Raw genomic sequence first — 23,275 nt, forward strand, 5'->3', positions numbered from 1 at the left:
GCGATTGATCCGAGGCATGAGTGTATCTCTGCTACTGGTCAAATTTGGCCATCGACCCGTCCGCCGTGCCCGGCGCCGAGACGCCCTTCGTCGATATCGACCAAACGAAGCCGGCGGTCGGGTTCGGTGAGCCGCCGCGATTCCGCGACGAAGGGAGGGGTTTGACGTGCCAGCGCGCTTTTCGCATATCCGCGACCATCTGCGCACACATGGAATTGCCCGCGACCTGCTCGAGCGGAGCCGTCGGGAGCGAGATCTGGTCGCGGCGCTGAGGGCGCGTCTACCCGAGAATCTGGAACCGCACTGCCTTGACGCGGGGGTCGCCGACGGCAAACTGACCCTGTTTCTCGATTCACCGGCCTGGCTGACCCGCGCGCGTTTTCAATCCGAGGCGATCCTGGCCTCGCTGACGTCATACAAAATCGACGAGATTCGATTCCAGGTACGCCTGCCTGACAAACATGGATCGACTGACCGATCGCGTGTCGCGCCATCCCGACGGCTCTCGGAAACCGTGGTGAAACACCTGCTCGAGGCCGCGGAGCATCAGACGGACAAAGGGCTGAGCGACGCACTCAGGAATCTCGCGCGACGCCACGCTCAAGAGACGCCAGACAGCCGGGATTAAACGGCTGGAACCGGTTGCGCGTAACAAATCGGCGCCGCCGCGGAGTCCTCGAATACGACCTCTTCCCAAGCCGCTTCATCCGCGACGAGCGCGCGCAGCAGCTTGTTGTTCAGGGCATGGCCGGATTTATGCCCTTGGAATGCCCCGATCAGGGTGTGGCCCAGCAGATAGAGATCCCCGATGGCATCCAGGATCTTATGTCTGACGAATTCGTCTTCGTAACGCAGACCTTCCTCGTTCAGGATCCGGTATTCATCCACCACCACCGCATTGTCCAGACTCCCGCCCAAGGCCAGATTCTGCTGACGCAGGGCCTCGATCTCGCGCAGGAAACCAAAGGTGCGAGCACGGCTCAGTTCGCGCACGAACGAGGACGTAGAGAAATCGACGACGGCCTGATTGGCACGCGACTGGAACGCCGGATGGTCGAATTCGATCGAGAACTCCACCTTGAAGCCATCGTAGGGCGTAAAACGCGCGACCTTGTCACCGTCGCGCACCTCGACAGGACGCTTGATCCGAATGAAGCGCTTGGGACGCGGCTGCTCCTGCACGCCCGCCGATTGCAGCAGGAAGACGAAGGGCGCGGCACTGCCATCCATGATGGGCACCTCGGCGGCACCCAGGTCGACATAGGCATTGTCGATCCCGAGACCGGCGAAGGCCGCGAGCAGATGCTCGACCGTCGACACCTTCACGTCGCCTCGCACGAGGGTCGTCGACAGCCGGGTATCGCCAACGTTGAAAGGCGTTGCCTTGATGACAACCGGCCGATCCAGATCGACACGACGAAAGAGAATCCCCGTATCCGGCGCGGCCGGGCGAAGCGTCAGCTCCACCTTCTCGCCGGTGTGCAGGCCGACTCCGGTCGCCCGGATTACATTTTTCAAGGTTCGCTGCTTGAGCATCGATCGGGATCTCCCATCGCAATCCACGGCGGCTGTCGGCGCATCCGGCCAGCTTTCGACTACCGCACATGATCCGGACGAGTCTTGCCCGGAGCCACGGTCGCTGTCCTTTCAAATCGCCCCGCGCTTCCATTTGGAAGCGCGTCGACAATAGCCTAGGGTTTTCCCGGAAGTTTTTCAAGCCCAATCTCAAAGCGAGCACTACATCATTGTTTTCATAAACCTTCTTATTAGAGGGAAAGCCCTGATCAATCAGCCTGACGACGCAGAAACGCCGGAATGTCCAGATAGTCCAGATCGTTCTGCTCGTTCGTCTCGGTTCCCGCGGCGCCACCGGCCTTGCGGTAGATCGCCGGACGGCGCTCCATTTCCCGATAGTCCGGCGCCGCATCGTCGGCATCACCGGTCACGAGCCGCATCGCGGGCTCGCCGCTCGGACGCTTCAGCTTGACGCGGCGCTCGCCCAGACCCGTGGCGACGACGGTCACGCGCAACTCGTCCTCCAGCTCCGGATCGACGACCGTTCCAACGACCACCGTGGCATCGTCGTCGGCGAAATCGCGCACCGTGTTGCCGACTTCGTCGAACTCACCGATGGTCAGGCTCATGCCGGCCGTGATGTTGACCAGGATGCCCTTGGCGCCGGCCAGATCGATATCCTCCAGCAGGGGGCTCTTGATCGCGGCCTCGGCCGCCTCGCGGGCGCGATGCTCGCCGGTCGCCGAGCCGGTTCCCATCATGGCGACACCCATGTTGGACATGACGGTCTTGACGTCCGCGAAGTCGACGTTGATCAGGCCGCGGCAGGTGATGAGTTCCGCGATGCCCTGGGTCGCGTTGAACAGGACGTCATTGGCGGCCTTGAAGGCATCGAGCAGGCTCATGTCCTTGCCGAGCACCGCCAGAAGCTTTTCGTTGGGAATGGTGATCAACGAGTCGACGTGCTGGGCAAGTTCGCAGATTCCCTCCTCGGCGATCCGACGGCGCTTGGCGCCCTCGAAGGGAAACGGCTTGGTCACCACGGCCACGGTCAGGATACCCAGCTCCTTGGCGACCTGCGCCACGACCGGAGCCGCGCCCGTACCCGTGCCGCCGCCCATGCCGGCGGTGATGAAGACCATGTCGGCCCCTTCCAGCGCCTCCTGGATACGATCGCGATCCTCCATGGCCGCATGCCGTCCGACCTCCGGATCCGCGCCGGCTCCCAAGCCCTTGGTGATGCCCGCGCCCAGTTGTAGGATGGTCTTGACATTGGAGCTTTTCAGCGCCTGAGCATCGGTATTGGCGCAGATGAAGTCGACACCCTCGATGGTCGACGCCACCATGTGGTTGACCGCGTTGCTGCCGCCGCCGCCAACTCCGATGACCTTGATAACGGCATTCTGACTGTGCGTATCCATCAATTCGAACATTGATTTATCTCTCCGGCGCACTAGGCGCGCCACCATGAACTTGTAATCCGGCCATGGGCTCGACACCCGCGACCCCCCCCGACTTGACCAGTACGCTCGCAACGCCCTGGCTAGAAACCAGCCATCCTGGCCTCCGATTCCGATGAAGCCCCGCGTTAGGCCATCAACTCGCCCGGCAACCGGAAGCGTCAACAACAAGGCTCCCAGCACTCATCATCCATTGCGATCCACTGGCGTCCTTCCCAGCGCATCGCTCACGATCACTCGACTAGAAATTCCCTTGAAACCAGCTTCGCAGACGCGCCAGAACCGCCTTGAGTCCGAGATTCTCGGACAACTCCGGACGCCGCGCGAAGCGATGCTGCCGCGCGTACATCAACAACCCCACTCCGGTCGAGTGTATCGGATTGTTGACGACCTCCTCCATCCCGAGAACATAGTGGGGCACACCCAGGCGCACCGGCATGTGGAAGACCTCCTCGGCCAACTCGATCAGGCCCTGCATCTTGGCGCTGCCGCCAGTCAGGACGACACCGCCCGCCACCAGGTCCTCGAAGCCACTGCGACGCAGCTCGTTGTGCAGCAGGGTCAGCAACTCCTCGTAACGGGGCTCGACCACCTCGGCCAGTGTCTGGCGCGAGAGACGTCGCGGCGGACGATCGCCGATGCTGGGAACCTCGATGGTGTCGCCGTTCGCGGCCAGTTGGGTCAGGGCGCAGGCGTGCTGGACCTTGATCTGCTCGGCATGCTGGGTCGGCGTGCGCAGCGCGACCGCGATGTCGTTGGTGACCTGATCGCCCGCGATCGGGATCACCGCCGTGTGACGGATCGCGCCGTCCGTGAAGACCGCCAGATCCGTGGTGCCGCCGCCGATATCGACCACGCAGACGCCCAGTTCCTTCTCGTCCTCGCCGAGCACCGAGTAGCTGGAGCTCAATTGAGCCAGCACTAGATCGTCGACCTCCAGGCCGCAGCGGCGGATGCATTTGATGATGTTCTGCGCCGCGCTCACCGCGCCGGTGACCATGTGGACGCGCGCCTCCAGACGCACCCCGCACATGCCGATCGGCTCGCGGATGCCCTCCTGGTCGTCGATGATGAATTCCTGCGGCAGGATATGCAGGATCTTCTGGTCCGCCGGGATGGCCACGGCCCGCGCCGCGTCGATGACGCGGTCCACGTCGGCCTGGGAGACCTCGACCTCCTTGATGGCCGTGATCCCGTGCGAGTTGAGGCTGCGCACATGGCTGCCGGCGATCCCGGCGTGAACCGAGTGGATCTCGCACCCGGCCATCAGCTCGGCCGCTTCCACCGCGCGCTGAATCGACTGGACGGTGGACTCGATGTCCACCACCACGCCCTTCTTGAGCCCCCGAGAAGGATGGGTTCCGATGCCAATGATCTCGATCTGATCGTCGTCCTTCAACTCGCCGACCAGACAGGCGATCTTTGAAGTGCCGATATCCAGCCCCACCAGCAGGCTCTTGTCGTTACGTCTCGACATCCAAATTTATCCTCGATTGCCGGATCGCGCGATGCGATCGGGATGCGCGCGGACCTTCGAATCCGCATTCGGCGCCCATTTCACGGAAAAGCCGTTGCTATAGCGCAGGTCGACCATCAAGGGCTTCCCGGCGGCCTCCAGTTGTGGCGCGCTCGCGATATAGCGCGACAGGCGTTCCTCGACCAGGCCCGTGCCCAGGCGCAGCTCGGTCCCCATCACGAGAGCGACACGCCAGTCGCCACGCGGATCGACCGACAGGGTCTGAATCAAATGTCCGACCAGCATCAACTCCTCGCGCCACTTCAGATAGCGCGCGGTCACCTCGGGGGCGCGCGCATCGTCACCCTCCAGCAGCGGCAGACCGGGCGGAATGGTGCCGCCGCCCGGACGGAAGACGACCCCCTCGGCGGTCACCAATCCATCCAGGTTCCAACGGGCGATCGGACGATGCTCCTCGACTCGTACCCGCAGCGTATCGGGCCAGATCCGCCGCAGGCTCGCCCGACCGACCCAGGGCAGATCCTCGGCGGCGGTCTTGAGATCGGCCAGATTGGCGGTCAGGATCCCGCCACGCAGGCGCTCGCCCAGGTTCTCCTGCAAGAGCTGGGAAGAGTGATGGTGCAGCTCGCCCTCCACCTGAATCACGCGGATCGGCAAGAGTCGGGGCTCCCACTGACCAAGGAGCCAGATACCGGCACCCATGACCAGGAAGGCGAGAATCCCGAGCAGGGCACGCAGGCGCGAGCCGACTCCGGCTCGCGCCTCGGGCTCATTGGCGGTTTGGCTGTGGCTAGTCACGTCAGGTGCTCGTCTCGAGGATGCGCCAGACTAGGTCATCGAAATCGATGCCGGCGACCCGTGCCGCCATGGGCACCAGGCTATGATCGGTCATGCCTGGAACCGTGTTGATCTCCAGGAGGAAAGGCCGTCCTTCCCCGTCCAGCATCATGTCCACCCGACCCCAGCCGCTGGCGCCGACCACGTCGAAGGCCCTCAGCGACAGCTCGCGGAGATTCGCCTCGACCGCCGCGTCGAGACCGCTCGGACAGTGGTAACGGGTGCTGTTGGCCTGATACTTGGCCTCGTAGTCATAAAAGGCATGCGGGGTTTCCAGCCGAATCATTGGCAGCGCCTCTCGACCCAGAATGGCGCAGGTGAGTTCGGTTCCCTGGATCCAGCGCTCGGCGAGGACCAGCGCATCGAACTCGGCGGCCGCGCGCCAGGCGCGCTCGAGGGCCTCCTCCGACTCCACGCGCGCCATCCCGATGCTGGAACCTTCGTGAACCGGCTTGATCATCAGGGGGAAACCGAGCGCGGCCGCCGCCGGTAGATCCGCCGCCTCGCGCAGCAGCACGAAGTCCGCGGTTGGAAGCCCACAGCCCGCCCAGGCTAGCTTGCAGCGGTATTTGTCCATGCCGAGCGCCGAACCCAGTACACCGGAACCGGTGTAGGGCATCCCGATGGTCTCCAGCGCGCCCTGGATCAGCCCATCCTCGCCACCCCGACCGTGCAGGATGATGAAGGCCCGGTCATAGCCGCCCGCGCGCAGACGTTCCAGGATGGCCTCGTCCGGATCCAGTGGGTCCACATCGACCCCAAGACGCTGGAGCGCCTCATGTACCGCGCGACCGCTCTTGAGCGAAATTTCGCGTTCCGCCGCGCGCCCGCCCATGAGCAGCGCGACCTTGCCAAACTTGGTTGACGAGCGATCCGTCTCGATTGTCATGGTCTCTCTCCGGCGACGCGTCGCACCTCGGGCACCAGTCGAATACCCGTGCGACGCTCGACCGCCTCTTGTACATGGTTGATGAGGCTCGCGATATCGGTCGCGGTCGCGTCACCACTGTTGATGATGAAATTCGCGTGCTTCTCCGAGACCTGGGCCCCGCCGATGCGCAATCCCTTGAGCCCCAGGGACTCGATGAGGCGCGCGGCATGATCCCCCGGCGGATTGCGGAACACCGAGCCACAGCTCGGAAGCCCGACGGGCTGAGTCGCCGCGCGGCGATCGAGCAGGGCGCGAATCCGGGCCAGGCCCGCCTGCCCGTCGCCATGGGGTAGTTCCCACTCGGCGGCGAGGAACCATTCGCCCGGCGGACCCTTGACCTGACGATACGCGGGCACGTAATTCCCCGCCTCGCGCTCGCGGATCCGGCCGGCGCGATCAAGGGTCCAGACACGTTGGACGCACGCCCAAGTCTCCCCCCCCCAGGCTCCCGCGTTCATCGCCAGGGCGCCGCCCATCGTGCCTGGAATTCCCGCCAGGAACTCGACTCCGACCAGATCGTGCCGAGCGGCGAAACGCGCCAGCTTGGCGCAGGAAACGCCGGCCTCGGCATGGATCCGGGTCTCGCCCCGACGCTCCAGGGCGGTCAGCCCACCCTGGGTCAGGATCACGGTCCCATCGAATCCCTCGTCTCCGATCAGGAGGTTGCTCCCAAGACCCAGCCAGAGCAGCGGCTCCTCCGGATCCAACCGACGCATAAAGGCGACCAGATCCTCGACATCGGCCGGTCGATAGAAGCGTCGCGCGGGACCGCCAACCCGCCAACTCGTGTAGCGAGCGAGCGGTTCGTCGGTGAGCAGATCACCTCGCAAAGGCGCCGTCGTCAAAGACTCGACGGACATTGGATACCGAACATCGCCGGACAGGCGGCCTGGGCCGGCGCGCTCAAGGCGCTCCGCTCCATCGCGAGGCGCTTGAGGCGCGATGGCCGCATCCGGTCTTTCCCGGTCGGTCGTCACAGCCCTTGCTCGATCAGGCCTGGCAGACGCGCCGCCAGACCACCGATATCGCCCGCCCCGCAGACCAGCAGGATGTCGCCGTCGCGGATCAGATTGGCGAGCAGACCAGGGACCGCGTCGAGCCCCTGCGCGAAGACCGGGTCGAGCGTGCCGCGCGTGCGGATGGCCCGACTCAGCGCGCGCCCGTCGGCGCCGGTGATGGGCGTCTCGCCCGCCGGGTAGACCTCGCAGAGCACCAGGGCGTCCGGGGTCGACAGCACCTCGACGAAATCCTCGAACTGTTCCTGGGTTCGGCTGTAGCGATGCGGCTGGAAAACCAGGACTAGGCGCCGCCCCGGCCAGCCGGCACGCGCGGCCTCCAGGGTCGCCGCCAGCTCGCGCGGATGGTGTCCGTAATCGTCCACCACCAGCAACCGCCGGCCCTGGGGATCCCGGATCTCCCTGGCCACGAAGCGCCGCCCCACGCCCTGGAAGTCAGACAGCGCCCGGACGATGGCCTCTTCGTCGACCCCCAGTTCCAGGGCCACGCTGATCGCGGCCAGGGCATTGAGGACGTTATGCCGGCCCGGCAGATTGAGCGTGACCGGGAGCGGACGATCCAGTTCGGCGCCATGCACGAGAAAGGAGGTCCGCATGCCCTCCTGACGCAGATCCGTCGCCCGGACATCCGCCTCCGGACGGGTTCCATAGGTCCGGATCGGGCGCGGCACCGTGGGCGCCAGCGCGCGGACCTCGTCATCGTCGATGCAGAGCACCGCCAGCCCGTAGAACGGCAGGTGATGCAGGAATTCCATGAAGGTCTCGCGCAACCGATTGAAATCGTTCCCGTAGGTACGCATGTGATCGGCGTCGATGTTGGTGACGATCGACACCATCGGCTGAAGATAGAGAAAGGAGGCGTCGCTCTCGTCGGCCTCGGCCACCAGATACTTGGTGGTGCCCAGCTTGGCGTTGGCCCCGGCGCTGTTGAGCTGACCACCGATGACGAAGGTCGGATCCAGCCCGCCCTCGGCGAGGATGCTCGCCACCAGACTGGTCGTGGTCGTCTTGCCATGGGTTCCGGCCACCGCGACGCCGTAATAGAAACGCATCAGCTCGGCCAGCATCTCGGCGCGCCGCACGATCGGGATGCGCGAGGCGCGCGCCTGCTGGATCTCCGGATTGGTCTCGTCGATGGCGGTGGACACCACCACGGCATCGGCGTCGGTCACCTGCTCGGCGCGGTGCCCGATGAAGACCTCGACCCCGAGCCCGACAAGCCGGCGTGTCACCGCGCTTTCGCGCTGGTCCGACCCTGCCACCTCATAGCCCAGATTGGCCATCAGCTCGGCGATACCGCTCATGCCGGCGCCGCCGATGCCGATGAAGTGCAGGCGACGCACGCGCCCCATGCGCGCGGCGGTGTGCTGACGATGGGCGCTCATGGACGCGCGACTCCCTTGGTGGTTTGATCGCCCAGCGACGCCGGGCGGCCAGCCCCTCCGGCGGCCAGTTGCAGACAGACGGCGGCGATCCGGGCGGCGGCCTCGGGCCGCGCCCGGCCTCGCGCCGCCTCGGCCATCGCCAGCAAGCGCGTCCGATCGGCGAGGAGTTCGGTCAGCGAGTCCATCAGGCCAGCACTCGTCAGGTCGCGCTGAATGACCAGACGGGCCGCGCCGACATCGGACAGATAACGGGCGTTGCCGACCTGATGGTCGTCCACGGCGAAGGGATAGGGCACCAGGATCGAGCCGACGCCGGCCGCGGCCAATTCGGACACCGTCAGCGCCCCGGAGCGACAGACCACCAGATCGGCCCAGGCGTAAGCCTCGGCCATGTCCTTGATGAAGGGCACGACATCGGCCTCGACGCCCGCCTGACGATAAGCCGCCCTGGCGGTGTCGATGGTGCGCTCTCCAGCCTGATGCCGAACCAGGGGCCGACCGGCGGACGGCATGGCCGCCAAGGCACGCGGCACGGTCTCGTTCAGGGCTTGGGCGCCCAGTGAGCCACCGAGGACCAGGAGACGGGGAACGCCAGTCCGACTGGAGAAACGCTCGCGAGGCTCGGGGATATCCAGGATTTCGCGACGCACCGGGTTCCCGGTCGCGACCGCTCCGCGCCCAACCGGGAAACTCCCTGGAAAGGCCTCGAACACCTGGTTAGCGATGCGCGCCAGCCATTGATTGGTCAGGCCGGGCACGAAGTTCTGCTCATGAATCAACAGTGGCACGCCTAGGGCACGCGCCGCCAGACCACCCGGACCAGAGGCAAAACCACCCATGCCGAGCACCAGCGCCGGCCGGCGACGGCGCAGGATCCCCCCGGCCTGCCAGAGCGCGCCCGCCAGACGAAACGGAGCCTTGAGCACCGGGCCGACGCCCTTGCCGCGCAGTCCCTCGATACGGATCCACTCCATCTCGAAGCCATGCTCGGGCACCAGCCGCGACTCCATACCCTGGCGCGTGCCGATCCAGAAGACCCGCGCGCCCTGCTCGCGCAGATGCTCCGCGACCGCCAGGGCGGGAAACACATGACCGCCGGTCCCACCGGCCATGACACCTAGGCTCGGACCCATCGCAACCCCCGCTTGGGTCCGGTCTCGGACTCCAGTTGACGCACCAGGATGTCGATGCGCAGCAGCACGGCGACCGCCATGCAGCCGACGATCAGGCTGTTGCTGCCATAGCTCAGGAACGGCAGGGTCAGTCCTTTCGTCGGGAGAATGCCGACGTTGACACCGATGTTGACGAACGCCTGAAGGCCGATCCAGATCCCGATCCCCTGGGCCACATAGGCCTCGAAGGGACGCTTCAGCGCCTCCGCCCGCGCCCCGATGGAAATGGCGCGCCAGCTCAGGAAGGCGAAGGCCGAGATCAGAACCAGCATGCCGACCAGGCCCAGTTCCTCGCCGATCACCGAGGCCAGAAAGTCGGTGTGCGCCTCGGGCAGGAAATACTGCTTCTGAATCCCGTTGCCCAGGCCCACGCCAAACCATTCGCCACGCCCGAAGGCGATCAACGCCTGACTCAGTTGGTAGCCGGAGTTGAAGGGATCCTCCCAGGGATTAAGAAAGGAGACGACCCGTGCCAGGCGGTAGGGAGACAGGATGACCAGGGCCACCAGTCCGGCGGCGACGACCCCGAGCAGGAGAACGAATGGCATGAGGCTGGCGCCGCCCAGGAACAGCAGTCCCATCACGGTCGCCAGCATGACCGCCGTGGTTCCGAAGTCCGGCTGCATGAGAATCAGGGCGGCCGCGATCCCGATCAGGAGCATCGGCCGAACGAAGCCGGAAATCTGATTCGCGACCTTGTCGGCATGGCGTACCAGATAGCCGGCTACATAGATGACCGCGAACAGCTTGACGAACTCGGAGGGTTGCAGATTCAGCGGGCCAAGCGGGATCCAGCGGGTCGCGCCATTGACCGTGCGCCCAATCCCAGGAATCAGCACCAAAATCAGCACCAGGACGCTAAGCAGGAACAGCCAGGTGCCGTAACGCTCCCACCACTCGGTCGGCACGCGGAAAGTCAGGAGTCCGGCCGTCAGGGCGAGGCCCAGGGCCAGTCCGTGGCGCATGGTGTAAAAGAAGGGATCCCGACAGCAGGTCTCGGCGATCGACATGGAAGCGGACGTGACCATCACGAAACCAAAGGCCAGCAGCCCGAACGCGCAGAAGAACAAGGCGTAATCCATGGGTTGGATCAGGCGCTCGCGCCGACGCGAGCCAACCCGTTTGGAACGCACCGCGGCCGTCGTCATGGCAGCCTCCGCACGGCGTCGGCGAAGACCCGGCCGCGATGTTCATAGTTATCGAACATGTCGAAGCTCGCGCAGGCCGGTGACAGGAGCACGCAGTCGCCGGGGCGCGCCAATTCGGCGGCCAGCCGGACCGCCTCGGCCAAGTCTCCGGCATGGACCATGGGCACGGCTCCCTGCAAAACGGCCTCGATCCGCGCGGCATCCCGCCCGATCAGCACCAGACCCCGAGCGGCCCTCGCCACGGCCGGACGCAAGGGCGCGAAATCCGCGCCCTTGCCCTCGCCCCCCGCGATCAGCACGATGCGACCGGGCACGCCCTCGGGCGCGAGCCCCTCGAGGGCCGCGACCGTCGCCCCCGGATTGGTGCCCTTGGAATCGTCATACCAGCGCACCCCGCCACGCTCGACGACCAGTTCGCTGCGATGGGGCAATCCCGGAAAACCGCGCAGCGCCTCGCACGCGGGCGTCAAGGGGATCTCGCAGGCGCTCGCCAAGGCCAGGGCCGCCAGGGCATTGGCCAGATTGTGCCGACCTGGGATCGCCACCTCCGAGGCCGGCAGGATGGGTTCAAGCCCCCGGCAGATCCAAACCTGTCCGTCGATCGAGCGCGGCCCGAAATCCTCGGCCTCCGGCGCGTTCAGGGTGAAGCCGATCTCGCGCGCACCGACGCGGGGCATCGCCGCGACCACGGGATCGTCGCGATTGATCACCACGATCCGCGCCCCCTGGTAGACCCGTGCCTTGGTTTCGGCATAAGCCGCCAGGCTCGGATAGCGGTCGAGATGGTCCGCCGAGACATTGAGCACCACGGCCACCTCGGCGCGCAGGCTCGGCGTGGTCTCCAACTGGAAGCTGGAGAGTTCGACCACGTAGAGATCGACCGACGCCTTGATCAGATCCAGCACCGGCTCGCCCAGATTGCCGCCAACCGCGGCCTGACGTCCGGCCAGCCGGGCCATTAGCCCGACCAGTGTCGTCACCGTGCTCTTGCCGTTCGAGCCCGTGATGGCGCACAGCGGGGCTTGCCGATCGCGCGCGAAAAGTTCCACATCGCCGATCGCGGGGACGCCGCGCGCCATCGCCTGCTGGATCAGCGGTTCGGAGATGGGCACGCCGGGGCTGACCACCAGCTCGGAGGCGGCGGCGAAGACATCCGGCTCGAAACCGCCGAGAAACACCGCGATCTCGGGCATCTCGGCCTGAAGCGCCTCCAACCCCGGAGGACGCGCGCGGCTATCGGTGACCGCGACCCGCGCGCCTCGCGACCTCAGGTAACGCGCGCAGGACAAACCGGTCTTGCCCAAACCGACAATCAGGGTCTTGGAGTCGGGTATCTTGGCCCGATCGATCGCAACCGAGTGGGAGTGGCTCATGGCGCTCACCGGATCTTCAGGCTCGCGAGACCGATCAGCACCAGGACCACGGTCAGGATCCAGAAACGGACGATGACGCGCGGCTCCGGCCAGCCCTTGAGTTCGAAATGGTGATGCAGCGGCGCCATGCGGAAGATGCGCTTGCCCGTCAGCTTGAAGGACATGACCTGCAACATGACCGAGACGGTTTCCATCACGAAGACGCCGCCCATGATGAACAGCACCAATTCCTGACGCGCGGCGACCGCGACCACGCCCAGCGCGGCCCCCAGCGCCAAGGCGCCGACATCACCCATGAAGACCATGGCCGGGTAGGCGTTGAACCAGAGAAATCCGAGTCCGGCCCCGACCAGCGCGGCACAGAAGATCACCAGCTCGCCGACCTCCGGAATGTGAGGGATCAGCAGATAGTTGGCGATCTGGGCATGCCCGGAGGCATAGACGAAGATCGCCAGGGCACCGGCGACCAGCACGGTCGGCATGATCGCCAGGCCGTCGAGTCCGTCGGTCAGGTTGACGGCATTGCTGGCACCGACGATCACGAAATAGGTCAATAGAATGAACCAGGGGCCGAGCTGGATGGCCAGGCTCTTGGCATAGGGAATCAGCAGGGCCGTCTCCGCCGGTGAGTTGGCGGTCGCATAGAGGGCGAAGGCCGCCGCGAAGCCCGCGAGGGTCTGCCAGAAATATTTCCAGCGCGCGATCAGTCCGCGCGGGTCGCGCATCACCAGCTTCTTGTAGTCATCCACCATGCCGATGGCGCCGAAGGCCAGGGTGGTCAGCAACACGATCCAGACATAGCGATTGGTCAGATCCGCCCAGAGGAGGGTGGCGACGGCCACCGCCACCAGGATGAGCGCGCCACCCATGGTCGGCGTGCCGGACTTGGAGAGGTGGCTTTGGGGACCATCGTCGCGCACGGTCTGGCCGATCTTGTAGGCGCGCAACCGCTGAATCATGGGACGGCCGACCAGCAAAGAGATCGCCAGAGCGGTGAGGACGCCAAGAATCGCGCGCAGCGTCAGATAGCGGAAGACAGCGAAGCCGCTATGGTGCTCGGCAAGCCAATCGGTCAAGAACAACAGCATTAGGATTTCACCTCGGCGCACAGCGCCTCGACAACAACTTCCATCCGGGCCAGACGTGAGCCCTTCACCAAGACCCGATCGCGCGCACCCAGTTCGGCGAGGAGACTGGCGACCAGCGACGCCTGATCGGGAAAATGCGCCGCGCCCGCGCCGAAGGCACGACTGGCGCCGGCGCTCAGGGTTCCGACCGTCGCTAGGCGGTCCAGGCCCGTGGCCCGAGCGCGCGCGCCGATCTCTTCGTGCAAGCGCGGCGCCTCCGGCCCCAACTCGCCCAGGTCGCCCAGCACCAGCCAGCGCCGCCCCGCGAGTCCGGCCAGCACCTCGATGGCGGCGGCGATGGAATCCGGGTTCGCGTTGTAGGTATCGTCGATGAGGCCGACGCCCCGGCAGTGACGCGGACAGAGACGACCCTTGACCGGCCGCAGGGAGGCCAGGCCGTCACGGATGGCCGTCGCCTCGACCCCCATCGCCATCGCGCCCGCCGCGGCCGCGAGGGCATTACGGACGTTGTGATGGCCGGCGAGCCGCAGGGTCAGCGGCATCTCGATCGCGCCGAGTCGGGCCGTGAATTCGGTGCGAAAGCCATCCTCGTCCCAGCTCACCCGAATCGAGGCCGCCTCGGAGGTCACATCGGCGGGTCCATCGAGGGCGAAGGTCAGCCGCTGCCGGCCCTCGGCCAGCGCATCCCAGAGCCCGGCATGAGGCGAATCGCCGCTCGTGACGAAGACACCGCCGGCCGGAAGACCGCGGGCGATCTCGCCCTTGGCGCGCGCGACCCCCTCGACACTGCCGAATCCCTCCAGATGCGCCCGACCGGCATTGGTGATGAGCGCCACCTCCGGGCGGGCGAGGTCGGTCATGTAGCCGATCTCACCGGGATGATTGGCCCCCATCTCCAGCACCAGGAAGTCCTCGTCACGGGCGCGCAGCAGGGTCAGGGGCATCCCGATGTCATTGTTCAGATTGCCTTGGGTGGCGCGGACCCGGCCGACTTGCGCCAAGATGGCCGCGATCATCTCCTTGACGGTCGTCTTGCCGTTGCTGCCCGTGATGGCGATCAGGCGGCCGGGGATACGATCGCGCCAGGCGGCGGCCAGCCGCCCAAGGGCGAGGCGGGTATCGTCGACAACCCATTGGGGCAGATCGAGTGGCAGGGGATGATCCACCACCGCCGCGACCGCGCCGGCCGCGCGCGCCGCCGCCACGTAGGCATGCCCGTCGAAATTATCCCCTCGCAGGGCGATGAAGAGCTGCCCCGAACAATCGGCGCGTGAATCCGTCCCGACGGACTCGAAGGCCGTGTCGGGTCCAATCAAGGTTCCGCCGGCGCGCTCGACGGCTTCGGCCAGGGTCCACATCAGTGGTGACCCTCCTGCCATTCGCGCAGTGCCTCGACAACCTGCGCGCGGTCGCTGAAATGGACCTTGAGATCACCCATGTCCTGTAGTGTTTCGTGGCCCTTGCCGGCGACCAACACGGCATCGCCCGTTCCAGCGAGCGCGATCGCCAGCCGGATCGCCAGGCCGCGCTGGCGCTCGACCCGGACGGCCTCGGGAGCCGCGACCCCGGCGAGAATATCCGCGATGATGGCCTCCCCAGGCTCGCCGCGCGGGTTGTCGTCCGTCAGGATAAGCCCGTCGCACAGCCGCTCCGCGATGGCGCCCAGGCGTGGGCGCCGGCCGACATCCTCCCGGCCACCACAGCCCAACACGCAGAACAGTCGGCGGCGGGCATGGAGACGCAGATCCGTCAGCGCCCTTTCGACGGCCTCCGGCGTTCGTGCCGAGTCGACCACCACCAACGGCGCTCCCTCGCCCCCGAAACACTCCATCCGACCTGGCGCCCCGCGAAGCCGCGAAAGCACGCGCGCCGCGCGCTCGAGCGACGCGCCACGCGAGCGCAGAACCGCCAGAACGGCCAGCAGGTTGGAGGCACTGGAGCGGCCGATCAGACCGACATCGACACTGGCCTGCTCGATGTCGTCCTCACCGACGCACTCGAGGTTCAGCCGCAGACCCAGCGGGAGCGTTTCGATGGCCGTGGCGCGCAGCAGGAAATCGCATCGAGCCGGTTTTCGCGCGTCGGGGCGGGCGCTGTGGACGGTCGCGGAAACAGTCGGCGGCAAGGCCGCGAGAATCGCCCCGGAATCCGGATCGTCCAGACTCGACACGACGCGACCCGAATCCGGCAGGAGCGCGAGATCCCGAACCACCGCGGTCAGGGCCGACGGATCGCCCCCCGTGACGTTCGCGAGGACGAGGTGACTGAAACGCACTGCCGCCACCCGCGACCGGGTCGCCGGATCCGAGCGCAGTTCCAGGATCACGGATTTAGCCCCTCGACCCGCCAGATCGTCCAGCGTCCACTGGAGCCTCAGCGGATCCTGTTCGGCTTCGGGCCAGGCGTGAAGATCATCGGGAAAACCAATGCCGAGTCGCCCCACCAGCGCGCTCGCCTGCTCGGTGTCGAGGGCCTGGGCCAGCAAATGACCGAGGGTGGCCTTGCCAGGCGCACCGGCGACGCCAAGCACCTCCAGACGTGCGCTTGGCACCCCATGGAAGCGGTCGGCGATCGCGCTCAACCGATCGCCCAGACCGTCGACAGGGATGACCGGCAGACCAAGCCGGTCGTTCAGATATTCGATGTCGGTGCGCGACCAGGATTCGCCGATCTCGGCGAGGATCGCGGTCGCGCCACACCGCTTGACCTCCTCGGCGAAGGCCAGGCCATGGACCCGAGAGCCCTGGCGGGCCATGAACAAGGCCCCCGGGGCCAGCGTCCGGCTATCGAGCGTCAGGCTCGAGATCCGGCGATCCTCGAGCGGTGGGCGCCGAGGCTCCAGGTCGACCAGCCCCCCGAGGAGATCCCCGAGGCGCCAGGCAGGGCCGGCGTTCGCGAGGGCCATCATGGTGCCGCGTCTCGGTGATGGGCGAGCAGCATGGCGGGCGCGAGTTCGTCCGGCGGGACGTTGAAGAGGCGCAAGGCACCCTCCATCACCTTCTGAAAGACAGGAGCGGCAACCGTGCCGCCATAGTAGGACGCGCCACCCGGCTCATCGATCATCACGACCATGACCAGACGCGGCTGGCCCGCCGGAACGAAGCCCGCGAAAACCGACTGATAGCGGCCTCCGCCATAGCCCGCCTTGCCCGCGGATTTCTTGGCCGTTCCCGTCTTGCCCCCGACTCCGTAACCAGGAATGGCGGCTAGCTTGGCCGTGCCCTTCTCGGACACCACCGTCTCCATCATGGCCCTGACCTTGCGCGCGGTGTCTGCGCTCAGGATACGGACCTCCTCGGCCCTGGAGCCAACGGCGGAGGGATCGCGCTTGAACAGGGTCACGGGCCGCTTCACTCCATCCGCGGCCAGGACGGAATAGGCCTGAGCCAACTGGAGCGATGTCACGGAAAGACCATAACCGAAGGCCTGGGTCGCGTACTCGAAGGGCCGCCAAGTCGAATGGTGCCGGAAATTACCCCGGCTTTCCCCCGGGAAGCCAACACCCGTGGCATGACCAAAGCCCAGTCGATCGTAGAGACTCCAGAGGTCGGCATAGCTCATCATCTGGGCGATCTTCACGGACCCGACATTACTGGACTTGGTAATGATGCCGGTGACGTCCAGGGTTCCGTAGTTGTGCACGTCGCGCACGACGTTCTTGCCGACGTTATAGGTGCCGGGTCCGGTCGCGATCCGCGTCGTGGGCGACACCAGACGCTTTTCCAGGGCCGCCGCGACGACCAGGGGTTTCAGTGTCGATCCGGGCTCCATGACGTCCGTCAGGGCGCGGTTGCGACGGCGGTCGATGCCACCACTGCGGTCGATGTTCGGGTTGAAGCCCGGCTGATTGACCATCGCCAGCACCTCGCCCGTGGCCACATCCAGCACCACGACGGTGCCACCCTTGGCCTTGTGCTGCGTCACGGCGGCCTTGAGCTCCCGATACGCCAGATATTGCAGCCGCCGATCCAGACTCAGGACGAGATCGCTTCCCGGACGCGGAGCCCGGATCTGTTCGACCTCCTGAACGATCCGCTTGCGTCCATCGCGAATGACGCGATGCAGTCCTGGCTCGGCCTTGAGAACGTCGTCGCGAGCGAGTTCGATCCCTTCCTGGCCGTGATCCTCGATGTCCGTGAACCCGATGACATGCGCGAAGACCTCCGCTCCTGGATAGAATCGGCGGTACTCGGTGTCGAAATCGACGCCCTCGATCTTGTGTCGCGCGATCACCTCGCGCGCCGCGTTCGACTCCTCGAGGCTGATGCGGCGCTTGAGATAGATGAAACCCTTGTCACGGTTGGCCTCGATCTTCTCGCGCAATTGACCGCCATCCATCCCCAGGGCGGTCGCCAGCGATGGAATCGCCTCCAACTGGTTGACCAGCTTGCGCGGCTCCGCCCAGACGGTTTCCACGGGCGTGCTGACCGCGAGCGGCTCGCCGTTGCGGTCAAGGATCATGCCGCGCCGGGCCGCGATGACACCATCGCGCAGATAACGCGCCGCGCCTTCCTTCTGCAGGAATTCGGTCTGAATGACCTGACGGTAAAAGACGCCACCCGACAGGGCGACGAACGCCAGGGACAGCGCGCCCACCAAGAGCCGGCGACGCAGCGGCAGGTTGGGTTTGCTCCGGCGAGTCGAGACCCGTCGAGCGCGACGATTACGGATGACCATGACCAGTATCCTCGATCAGGAGTACGTCGCCGACCCTCGGGGGGAACATTCCAAGCTCGTGCCGCGCCTTGCGCTCGACGCGCCCATGGGTGGAAAGCGCGGCCTCCTCGAGCCGCAGGCGGTTCCACTCCACGTCGCTGGCGTCGCGCTTGGCTCTCAGATCCTGCAGTTGCGCGAAATGAATGCGTGTCATGTATTTGGTATGGATGACCCCGATCGACGTCAGGATGATGGCGAACGAGAGCCCGGCGATAGTGACCAGATGACGGCGTATCATGGCAACCGCTCCGCCACGCGCATGATCGCGCTCCGGGATCTTGGGTTGAGCGCCTCCTCCTCGGCCGACGGGCGCGCCGGTTTGCCGATCGCTCGCAGACGCCCATGGTTTTCCATCGCCCTCACCGGAACGCCCTTCGGGAAATCGAACCCCTTGGTCTCCTTGCGAATGAAGCGTTTGACGATCCGATCCTCCAGCGAGTGGAAGCTGATCACCACCAGTCGACCGCCGGTCGACAAGGCGTCGCAGACCTGATCGAGACAGCGACGCAGTTCGTCCAACTCGCCATTGACCTGGATGCGCAGCGCCTGGAAGGTTCGGGTGGCCGGATGCTTGCCGGGCTCGCGCTTGGGTACGGCACGAGCGACCAGTTCGGCAAGCTGGGCGGTGGAGCGGATCGGCGCCTCGCCGCGGGTCTCGACGATCGATCTGGCGATCCGCCTGGCGAAGCGCTCCTCGCCGAACTCGCTCAGAACGGCGGCGATTTCGGACTGGCCGGCGCGCGCGAGCCATTGCGCGGCGGATTCACCGGCGTCCGGGTCCATGCGCATATCGAGCGGACCATCGGCCCCGAAGCTGAATCCACGCTCCGGCGTATCCAACTGAGGCGAGGAGACGCCGAGATCCAGAAGCAGACCATTCAGCCGGCCAAGCAGACCGGCCTCCGAGAGAACCGACCCCATGTCGGCGAAGGATCCCCGGTGGACCGAGAAGCGAGCGTCGGACGCGGCCAGGGACCGCCCGGCCGAAACGGCATCCGGATCCCGATCGAACCCGAGCAGACGCCCGGCCGAACCCAGTCGCTCAAGGATGGCGCGGCTGTGCCCACCTCGACCGAAGGTTCCGTCGATATAGATCCCATCCGGTTGCACCAGCAAGGCGGACACGCTTTCCTCCAGTAATACAGGCTTGTGCGGCAAACAGTTGTTCTCTTGGTCATCATCGTCATGCAACGGCGGGCGGGAGCCTCAAAGCGTCAAGGCGCCAAGACCCGCCGCCAAGGCCAGATCACCGATCGCCACGTCGTTCAAGGCCGCCTCGTTTCGAGCGTGCCACGCCTGTTCGTCCCAAATCTCGAATTTGATGCCCTGGCCAACGAACGCGGCACGTTTATCGAGGGAGGCGAATTCACGCAGATAGTGCGGCAACAGGATCCGACCCTGGGCATCGATATCCACTTCTTGTGCATTGCCAACGTAGAGCCGTTGCAGGGAGCGCGCGGTGGGATCGAGCGCGGGGAGCGCGGCGAACTTTCGTTCGATGATTTCCCATTCGGGCTCTGGATAGAGGAGCAGGCAGCGATCCCGATCCACCGTCACGACCAGATGGGAATCGCACGTCTCCTGCAAGCGCTCGCGGTGTCTGGACGGAATCGCGAGACGTCCCTTGGCATCCAGGTTGACGATGGAAACCCCCCGAAACACCAGCGCACCTCTCGCAAGCCCGCTTTCGGCGAAACGCCCCCGGATTCCCCACTCTTCCCCACTCCATCCTCATGTTAGAGAGGGACTGGATCAACGTCAAGAAACCCTTGGGCTTTATTCTTGAGAGTCAGCAACTTACAGGCCGAAGATGAACAACGGCTCAGACGTCGGAAAAACGCCTAGTATTCAGCATAATGAACACGTGAGCTAACAAATGAAGTCAGAAATGCGCTGCAACTTACAGAGGCTTCGATGGAGCTCCAAGGGAGCCCCGGGAAGGAAGACGCGGGGAATGATTGGGGGTAAGGAGTCGGCCGATAAGCCGGGTTCTGTCAAGGACAGCCATTCATCTAGGACAGGCGTCACCGCCTGCCTCAAGCGACCTACCCGGGAACACGCGCGGGCCGCGCGTCGCAGTCGAGACTGCCTGTTCCCCTATTTGGTCTTGCTCCGGGTGGGGTTTACCCTGCCACTGATGTTGCCACCAGCGCGGTGCGCTCTTACCGCACCTTTTCACCCTTACCGACCGAGCCGAGCACGGAGCGGCGGTATCTTTTCTGTGGCACTTTCCGTGGACTCGCGTCCCCCAGGCGTTACCTGGCACCCTGCCCGATGGAGCCCGGACTTTCCTCCCTTTCCGCGAGCGGAAAGAGCGGCTGCCTGGCCAACTCCTTGGCCGGCATGGTACCAGAGAGTATCATCCGCTGTCGCGCGGTCCACCGGGGCGAGTCCCCGACGGGTGTCGATCCGACTCGCTCCCCAAGCCCAGGTCGAGCCCTAACTGATAGAGGGCGTTCTTCTTGCCGCCCGTCAGGCGCGCGGCCAGGGCGGCAGCCTGACTCAGCGGCAACGACTCGCCCAGTACGCGCAGGACCCGCGCGCATTCCTCCTGCCGCGCATCGCCATCCCCGTCGGGGCAGCCTTCCACCAGGACCACCATCTCGCCGAGACGTTGCTGCTCGTCCGATTCCAGGCGACGCATCAGTTCCTCGGCCCGCCCCGTGAGGAAGGTCTCGAAGCGCTTGGTCAGCTCGCGCGCGATGACCAGGCGCCGGGAGCCACCCAGGACCGATTCGATGTCTTGGAGCGTCGCCAATACCCGCTTCCCGCTTTCGTGGATGATCAGGGTTCCAGGCTCGCGGGCGACGGCCTCGAACCAAGCCAGACGCCGAGCCTGCCCTCTGGGAGGAAAGCCGAGGAAGAGAAAACGGTCGCTCGGCAGACCGGAGGCGGACAGGGCGCAGATCGCGGCGCTGGCCCCGGGAACGGGCGTGACCGTCAGGCCGCGCGAGCGAGCGGCGGCGACCAGGGTATAACCGGGATCGCTGATCAGGGGCGTGCCGGCGTCGGAGACCAGGGCGAGGTTCCGACCCTCCTCCAGGGCGTCCAGCAAGCGCGGCGTCACGGCGGTTTCATTGTGTTCGTGATAAGCGATCAAGGCCCCGGAGATCCCGAAATGACCGAGCAGCTTCCGGGTCTCTCGGGTGTCCTCCGCGGCGATCAAGTCGACCTCGGACAGAACCTTACGCGCGCGGTCGGTCAGATCCCCGAGATTGCCGATCGGAGTTGCGACCACGTATAGTACCCCAGCTTGTTGCTGCATCATCCGCCCCGACAGCCTTTTTCAATGGAACGGAATCATGCCCAAGAATTGCGTCGCACGTCCCTCTTTTTCTTCCCCGTGGTTTCTGGCACCCCTGTTCCTTGCGTTGACCCTGTCGGGCTGCGCCGTGAGTCCGATCCAGGAAGAAACCAGCATCCTCGCCCCCATTCCAACCGCCGAGTTGAATCGCGCCTTGATCCTGGAGACCCAGGGTCAGCCAGGGGACGCCGCGAAAATCTATCTCGACCTGGCCGCCAAGGCGGAGCCGCCGGCCAAGGCGCAATTGCGGATCAAGGCTGCACGGGCCTACCTCGCCGGCGGCCAAACCACCGAGGCGCGCGCGACGCTCGACGCGATCACCCAAACGGAACTCACGGCCGGCCAGCGCGAGCTGTTCCAGTTGACCAGGGCGGAGTTGTCCTTGACCCTGGGACGCCCCAAGGACGCCATCGCCGACCTGGAGCGCATGCGGACTCAAGGCTTGCCGAACGACCTCAAGACCAGACGGCTCGGCGCCCTGGCCTCGGCCCTGCGACTCGACAACCAACCGGTCGCCGCGGCCGAGGCACTGAGCGAAATCGACCGCCTTCTGGTGAAGGACGAGCGACTGTTCAACCAGGTTTCCCTGGTCTCGACCCTGAGCGCCCTGGACGGCGCCGAGTTGCGGAAACTCACCAGCCAGGGCCGAGGCCCAATGAAGGGCTGGGCCGATATCGCCCTGCTCGCGCGGCACAGCGGAGCCGACCCCAGTCGAATGGAGTCCAGCTATCGTGAATGGCATCAGAAACATCCGGCGCATCCGGCGCTCCCCGAACTGGGACGCGCCTATGCCGAGACCCTTTCGGGCGGGTACGCGGCCGGCGATCGAGTGACCGTCATGCTACCCAGCGGTGGCCGCTTCGCCGCCGCCGCCAAGGCCGTTCGCGACGGGATCGAGGCCGCCAGGCGCGCGGACCGGGGCGAGAAACAGCCAGTCCTGGACTTCGCCGACAGCACCAACGCCGGTCGAGTCCGCGCCCTGCATGCCGCCGCCACGAAACAGGGCGCCAGGTATGTAATCGGTCCACTGGAAAAGCCGGCCGTCGATGCGCTCACATCCGCCAAGGCCCTTTCAGTACCTACCCTGGCCCTGAACGAGGCGACCCGTTCCGATCGGCGCGCGGAAAATCTCTTCCAGTTTTCACTCTCGCCCGAGAACGAAGCCGCCGAAGCGGCCAGCAAGGGCGCGGGCCTGGGAGCCAAAACCGCGCTCGTCCTCTATCCCGAGAACGCTTGGGGTCAGCGCCTCGCGAACGCCTTCCAAGCCCAATGGCGAAACCAGGGCGGAACCCTGGCCGGACAGGCGAGTTTCAATCCAGCCGGGTCGAACCATGGCAAAACCTTGAGCAAACTCATCGGCGGAAAGGACGCGGACATGCTCTTCCTGGTCGCGACCGACGACATGGCCCGCGAGATCCACCCCCAAATCCGAGCCGCGACCACCAAGCCACTGATGGTCATCTCCACCTCGCATGTCTATTCGGGCCGCTTCGACGCGACACGCGACAAGCCCCTGGTCGGTCTCTACTTCGTCGACATTCCATGGATGCTCGACGCCGGGGCGAATGGCCCGCTCTCGCGCCGTGCCGTCATGGGCCAGACCTCCAGCGCGGCCGGCCCGCTGGCCCGGCTTTACGCCATGGGAATCGACGCCTATCGGCTGACGCCGCGACTGACGGAGCTGGCCAGGAATCCCGGCGCCTACCATCCGGGACAGACCGGAGGGCTCGCGGTCGATTCGCTCGGACGCATCACCCGCCGGCTCGAACTCGGCCGCTTCACCGAGACTGGACCACGTCCGGCGGAAGCCTCGGGGAAGGCGTCCGACGCGGAACCGAATTAGGCCAACAGGG

At 65.8% G+C, this 23,275-nt stretch carries 20 protein-coding genes and 1 other RNA gene; 2 read left to right on the top strand and 19 right to left on the bottom strand.

Annotated features, from left to right (window positions below):
* Positions 1–166 precede the first annotated feature (166 nt).
* Positions 167–628 carry a DciA family protein gene (locus CKO27_RS02165; RefSeq protein ID WP_200373226.1) on the top strand — a complete coding sequence of 154 codons (462 nt, stop codon included), beginning with the start codon at positions 167–169 and terminating at the stop codon, positions 626–628.
* On the opposite strand, the gene lpxC is transcribed toward CKO27_RS02165, so the two are convergent.
* The 19 genes from lpxC to rsmI form a co-directional block, all read right to left on the bottom strand.
* Positions 625–1,536, bottom strand: a complete 912-nt coding sequence (gene lpxC / locus CKO27_RS02170; protein WP_200373227.1) for a UDP-3-O-acyl-N-acetylglucosamine deacetylase — start codon at positions 1,534–1,536, stop codon at positions 625–627. The two genes, CKO27_RS02165 and lpxC, sit on opposite strands and share 4 nt — an antisense overlap.
* Before the next feature lie 248 nt (positions 1,537–1,784).
* Entirely contained in the window at positions 1,785–2,948 is a 1,164-nt protein-coding gene (gene ftsZ / locus CKO27_RS02175; RefSeq protein WP_200373228.1) for a cell division protein FtsZ, read from the bottom strand.
* Between the two features lie 268 nt (positions 2,949–3,216).
* Positions 3,217–4,452, bottom strand: coding sequence for a cell division protein FtsA (gene ftsA, locus CKO27_RS02180; protein WP_200373229.1), 1,236 nt, complete (start codon positions 4,450–4,452; stop codon positions 3,217–3,219).
* A gap of 6 nt (positions 4,453–4,458) precedes the next feature.
* Positions 4,459–5,250 carry a cell division protein FtsQ/DivIB gene (locus tag CKO27_RS02185; RefSeq protein WP_338115836.1) on the bottom strand — a complete coding sequence of 264 codons (792 nt, stop codon included), beginning with the start codon at positions 5,248–5,250 and terminating at the stop codon, positions 4,459–4,461.
* A gap of 1 nt (position 5,251) precedes the next feature.
* Entirely contained in the window at positions 5,252–6,178 is a 927-nt protein-coding gene (locus tag CKO27_RS02190) for a D-alanine--D-alanine ligase (protein WP_200373230.1), read from the bottom strand.
* The gene (murB, locus tag CKO27_RS02195) at positions 6,175–7,080 is read right to left on the bottom strand and encodes a UDP-N-acetylmuramate dehydrogenase (RefSeq protein WP_200373231.1); all 906 of its coding nucleotides are present in this window, start codon (positions 7,078–7,080) and stop codon (positions 6,175–6,177) included. The genes CKO27_RS02190 and murB overlap by 4 nt, the downstream gene beginning before the upstream one ends.
* Positions 7,081–7,193: 113 nt before the next feature.
* Positions 7,194–8,621 (bottom strand): UDP-N-acetylmuramate--L-alanine ligase, encoded by a 1,428-nt coding sequence (gene murC, locus CKO27_RS02200; RefSeq protein WP_200373232.1) that lies wholly within the window; start codon positions 8,619–8,621, stop codon positions 7,194–7,196.
* Entirely contained in the window at positions 8,618–9,754 is a 1,137-nt protein-coding gene (gene murG / locus CKO27_RS02205) for an undecaprenyldiphospho-muramoylpentapeptide beta-N-acetylglucosaminyltransferase (protein ID WP_200373233.1), read from the bottom strand. The genes murC and murG overlap by 4 nt, the downstream gene beginning before the upstream one ends.
* Positions 9,739–10,941, bottom strand: coding sequence for a putative lipid II flippase FtsW (gene ftsW / locus CKO27_RS02210; RefSeq protein WP_200373234.1), 1,203 nt, complete (start codon positions 10,939–10,941; stop codon positions 9,739–9,741). The genes murG and ftsW overlap by 16 nt, the downstream gene beginning before the upstream one ends.
* Positions 10,938–12,314 (bottom strand): UDP-N-acetylmuramoyl-L-alanine--D-glutamate ligase, encoded by a 1,377-nt coding sequence (murD, locus tag CKO27_RS02215; protein WP_200373235.1) that lies wholly within the window; start codon positions 12,312–12,314, stop codon positions 10,938–10,940. The genes ftsW and murD overlap by 4 nt, the downstream gene beginning before the upstream one ends.
* Before the next feature lie 5 nt (positions 12,315–12,319).
* Positions 12,320–13,402, bottom strand: coding sequence for a phospho-N-acetylmuramoyl-pentapeptide-transferase (gene mraY / locus CKO27_RS02220; protein ID WP_200373236.1), 1,083 nt, complete (start codon positions 13,400–13,402; stop codon positions 12,320–12,322).
* Positions 13,402–14,760: a UDP-N-acetylmuramoyl-tripeptide--D-alanyl-D-alanine ligase gene (locus CKO27_RS02225; protein WP_200373237.1), complete on the bottom strand. Its 1,359-nt coding sequence runs from the start codon at positions 14,758–14,760 to the stop codon at positions 13,402–13,404. The genes mraY and CKO27_RS02225 overlap by 1 nt, the downstream gene beginning before the upstream one ends.
* Complete coding sequence (locus CKO27_RS02230) at positions 14,760–16,310, bottom strand: Mur ligase family protein (protein WP_200373238.1); 1,551 nt, start codon at positions 16,308–16,310, stop codon at positions 14,760–14,762. The genes CKO27_RS02225 and CKO27_RS02230 overlap by 1 nt, the downstream gene beginning before the upstream one ends.
* Entirely contained in the window at positions 16,307–18,079 is a 1,773-nt protein-coding gene (locus tag CKO27_RS02235) for a peptidoglycan D,D-transpeptidase FtsI family protein (RefSeq protein WP_200373239.1), read from the bottom strand. Before CKO27_RS02235 ends, CKO27_RS02230 begins: the two co-directional genes overlap by 4 nt.
* On the bottom strand, positions 18,066–18,356 hold the full coding sequence (ftsL, locus tag CKO27_RS02240; RefSeq protein ID WP_200373240.1) for a cell division protein FtsL: 291 nt from the start codon (positions 18,354–18,356) through the stop codon (positions 18,066–18,068). The genes CKO27_RS02235 and ftsL overlap by 14 nt, the downstream gene beginning before the upstream one ends.
* Positions 18,353–19,276, bottom strand: a complete 924-nt coding sequence (gene rsmH / locus CKO27_RS02245) for a 16S rRNA (cytosine(1402)-N(4))-methyltransferase RsmH (protein WP_200373241.1) — start codon at positions 19,274–19,276, stop codon at positions 18,353–18,355. The genes ftsL and rsmH overlap by 4 nt, the downstream gene beginning before the upstream one ends.
* A gap of 48 nt (positions 19,277–19,324) precedes the next feature.
* A complete protein-coding gene (gene mraZ / locus CKO27_RS02250; protein WP_200373242.1) occupies positions 19,325–19,780 on the bottom strand; it encodes a division/cell wall cluster transcriptional repressor MraZ in 456 nt (151 codons plus the stop codon).
* A 302-nt stretch (positions 19,781–20,082) separates the two neighbouring features.
* An RNA gene (rnpB, locus tag CKO27_RS02255) (RNase P RNA component class A) lies at positions 20,083–20,452 on the bottom strand.
* Positions 20,453–20,477: 25 nt separating this feature from the next.
* Positions 20,478–21,383 carry a 16S rRNA (cytidine(1402)-2'-O)-methyltransferase gene (gene rsmI / locus CKO27_RS02260; protein WP_200373267.1) on the bottom strand — a complete coding sequence of 302 codons (906 nt, stop codon included), beginning with the start codon at positions 21,381–21,383 and terminating at the stop codon, positions 20,478–20,480.
* 37 nt (positions 21,384–21,420) lie between these two features.
* Between rsmI and CKO27_RS02265 the strand changes: the two genes are divergently transcribed.
* Positions 21,421–23,265 (top strand): penicillin-binding protein activator, encoded by a 1,845-nt coding sequence (locus CKO27_RS02265; protein WP_200373243.1) that lies wholly within the window; start codon positions 21,421–21,423, stop codon positions 23,263–23,265.
* The last annotated feature ends 10 nt before the right edge of the window (positions 23,266–23,275 follow it).

The organism is Thiocystis violacea (assembly GCF_016583575.1).
Classification (GTDB): Bacteria; Pseudomonadota; Gammaproteobacteria; order Chromatiales; family Chromatiaceae; genus Thiocystis; species Thiocystis violacea.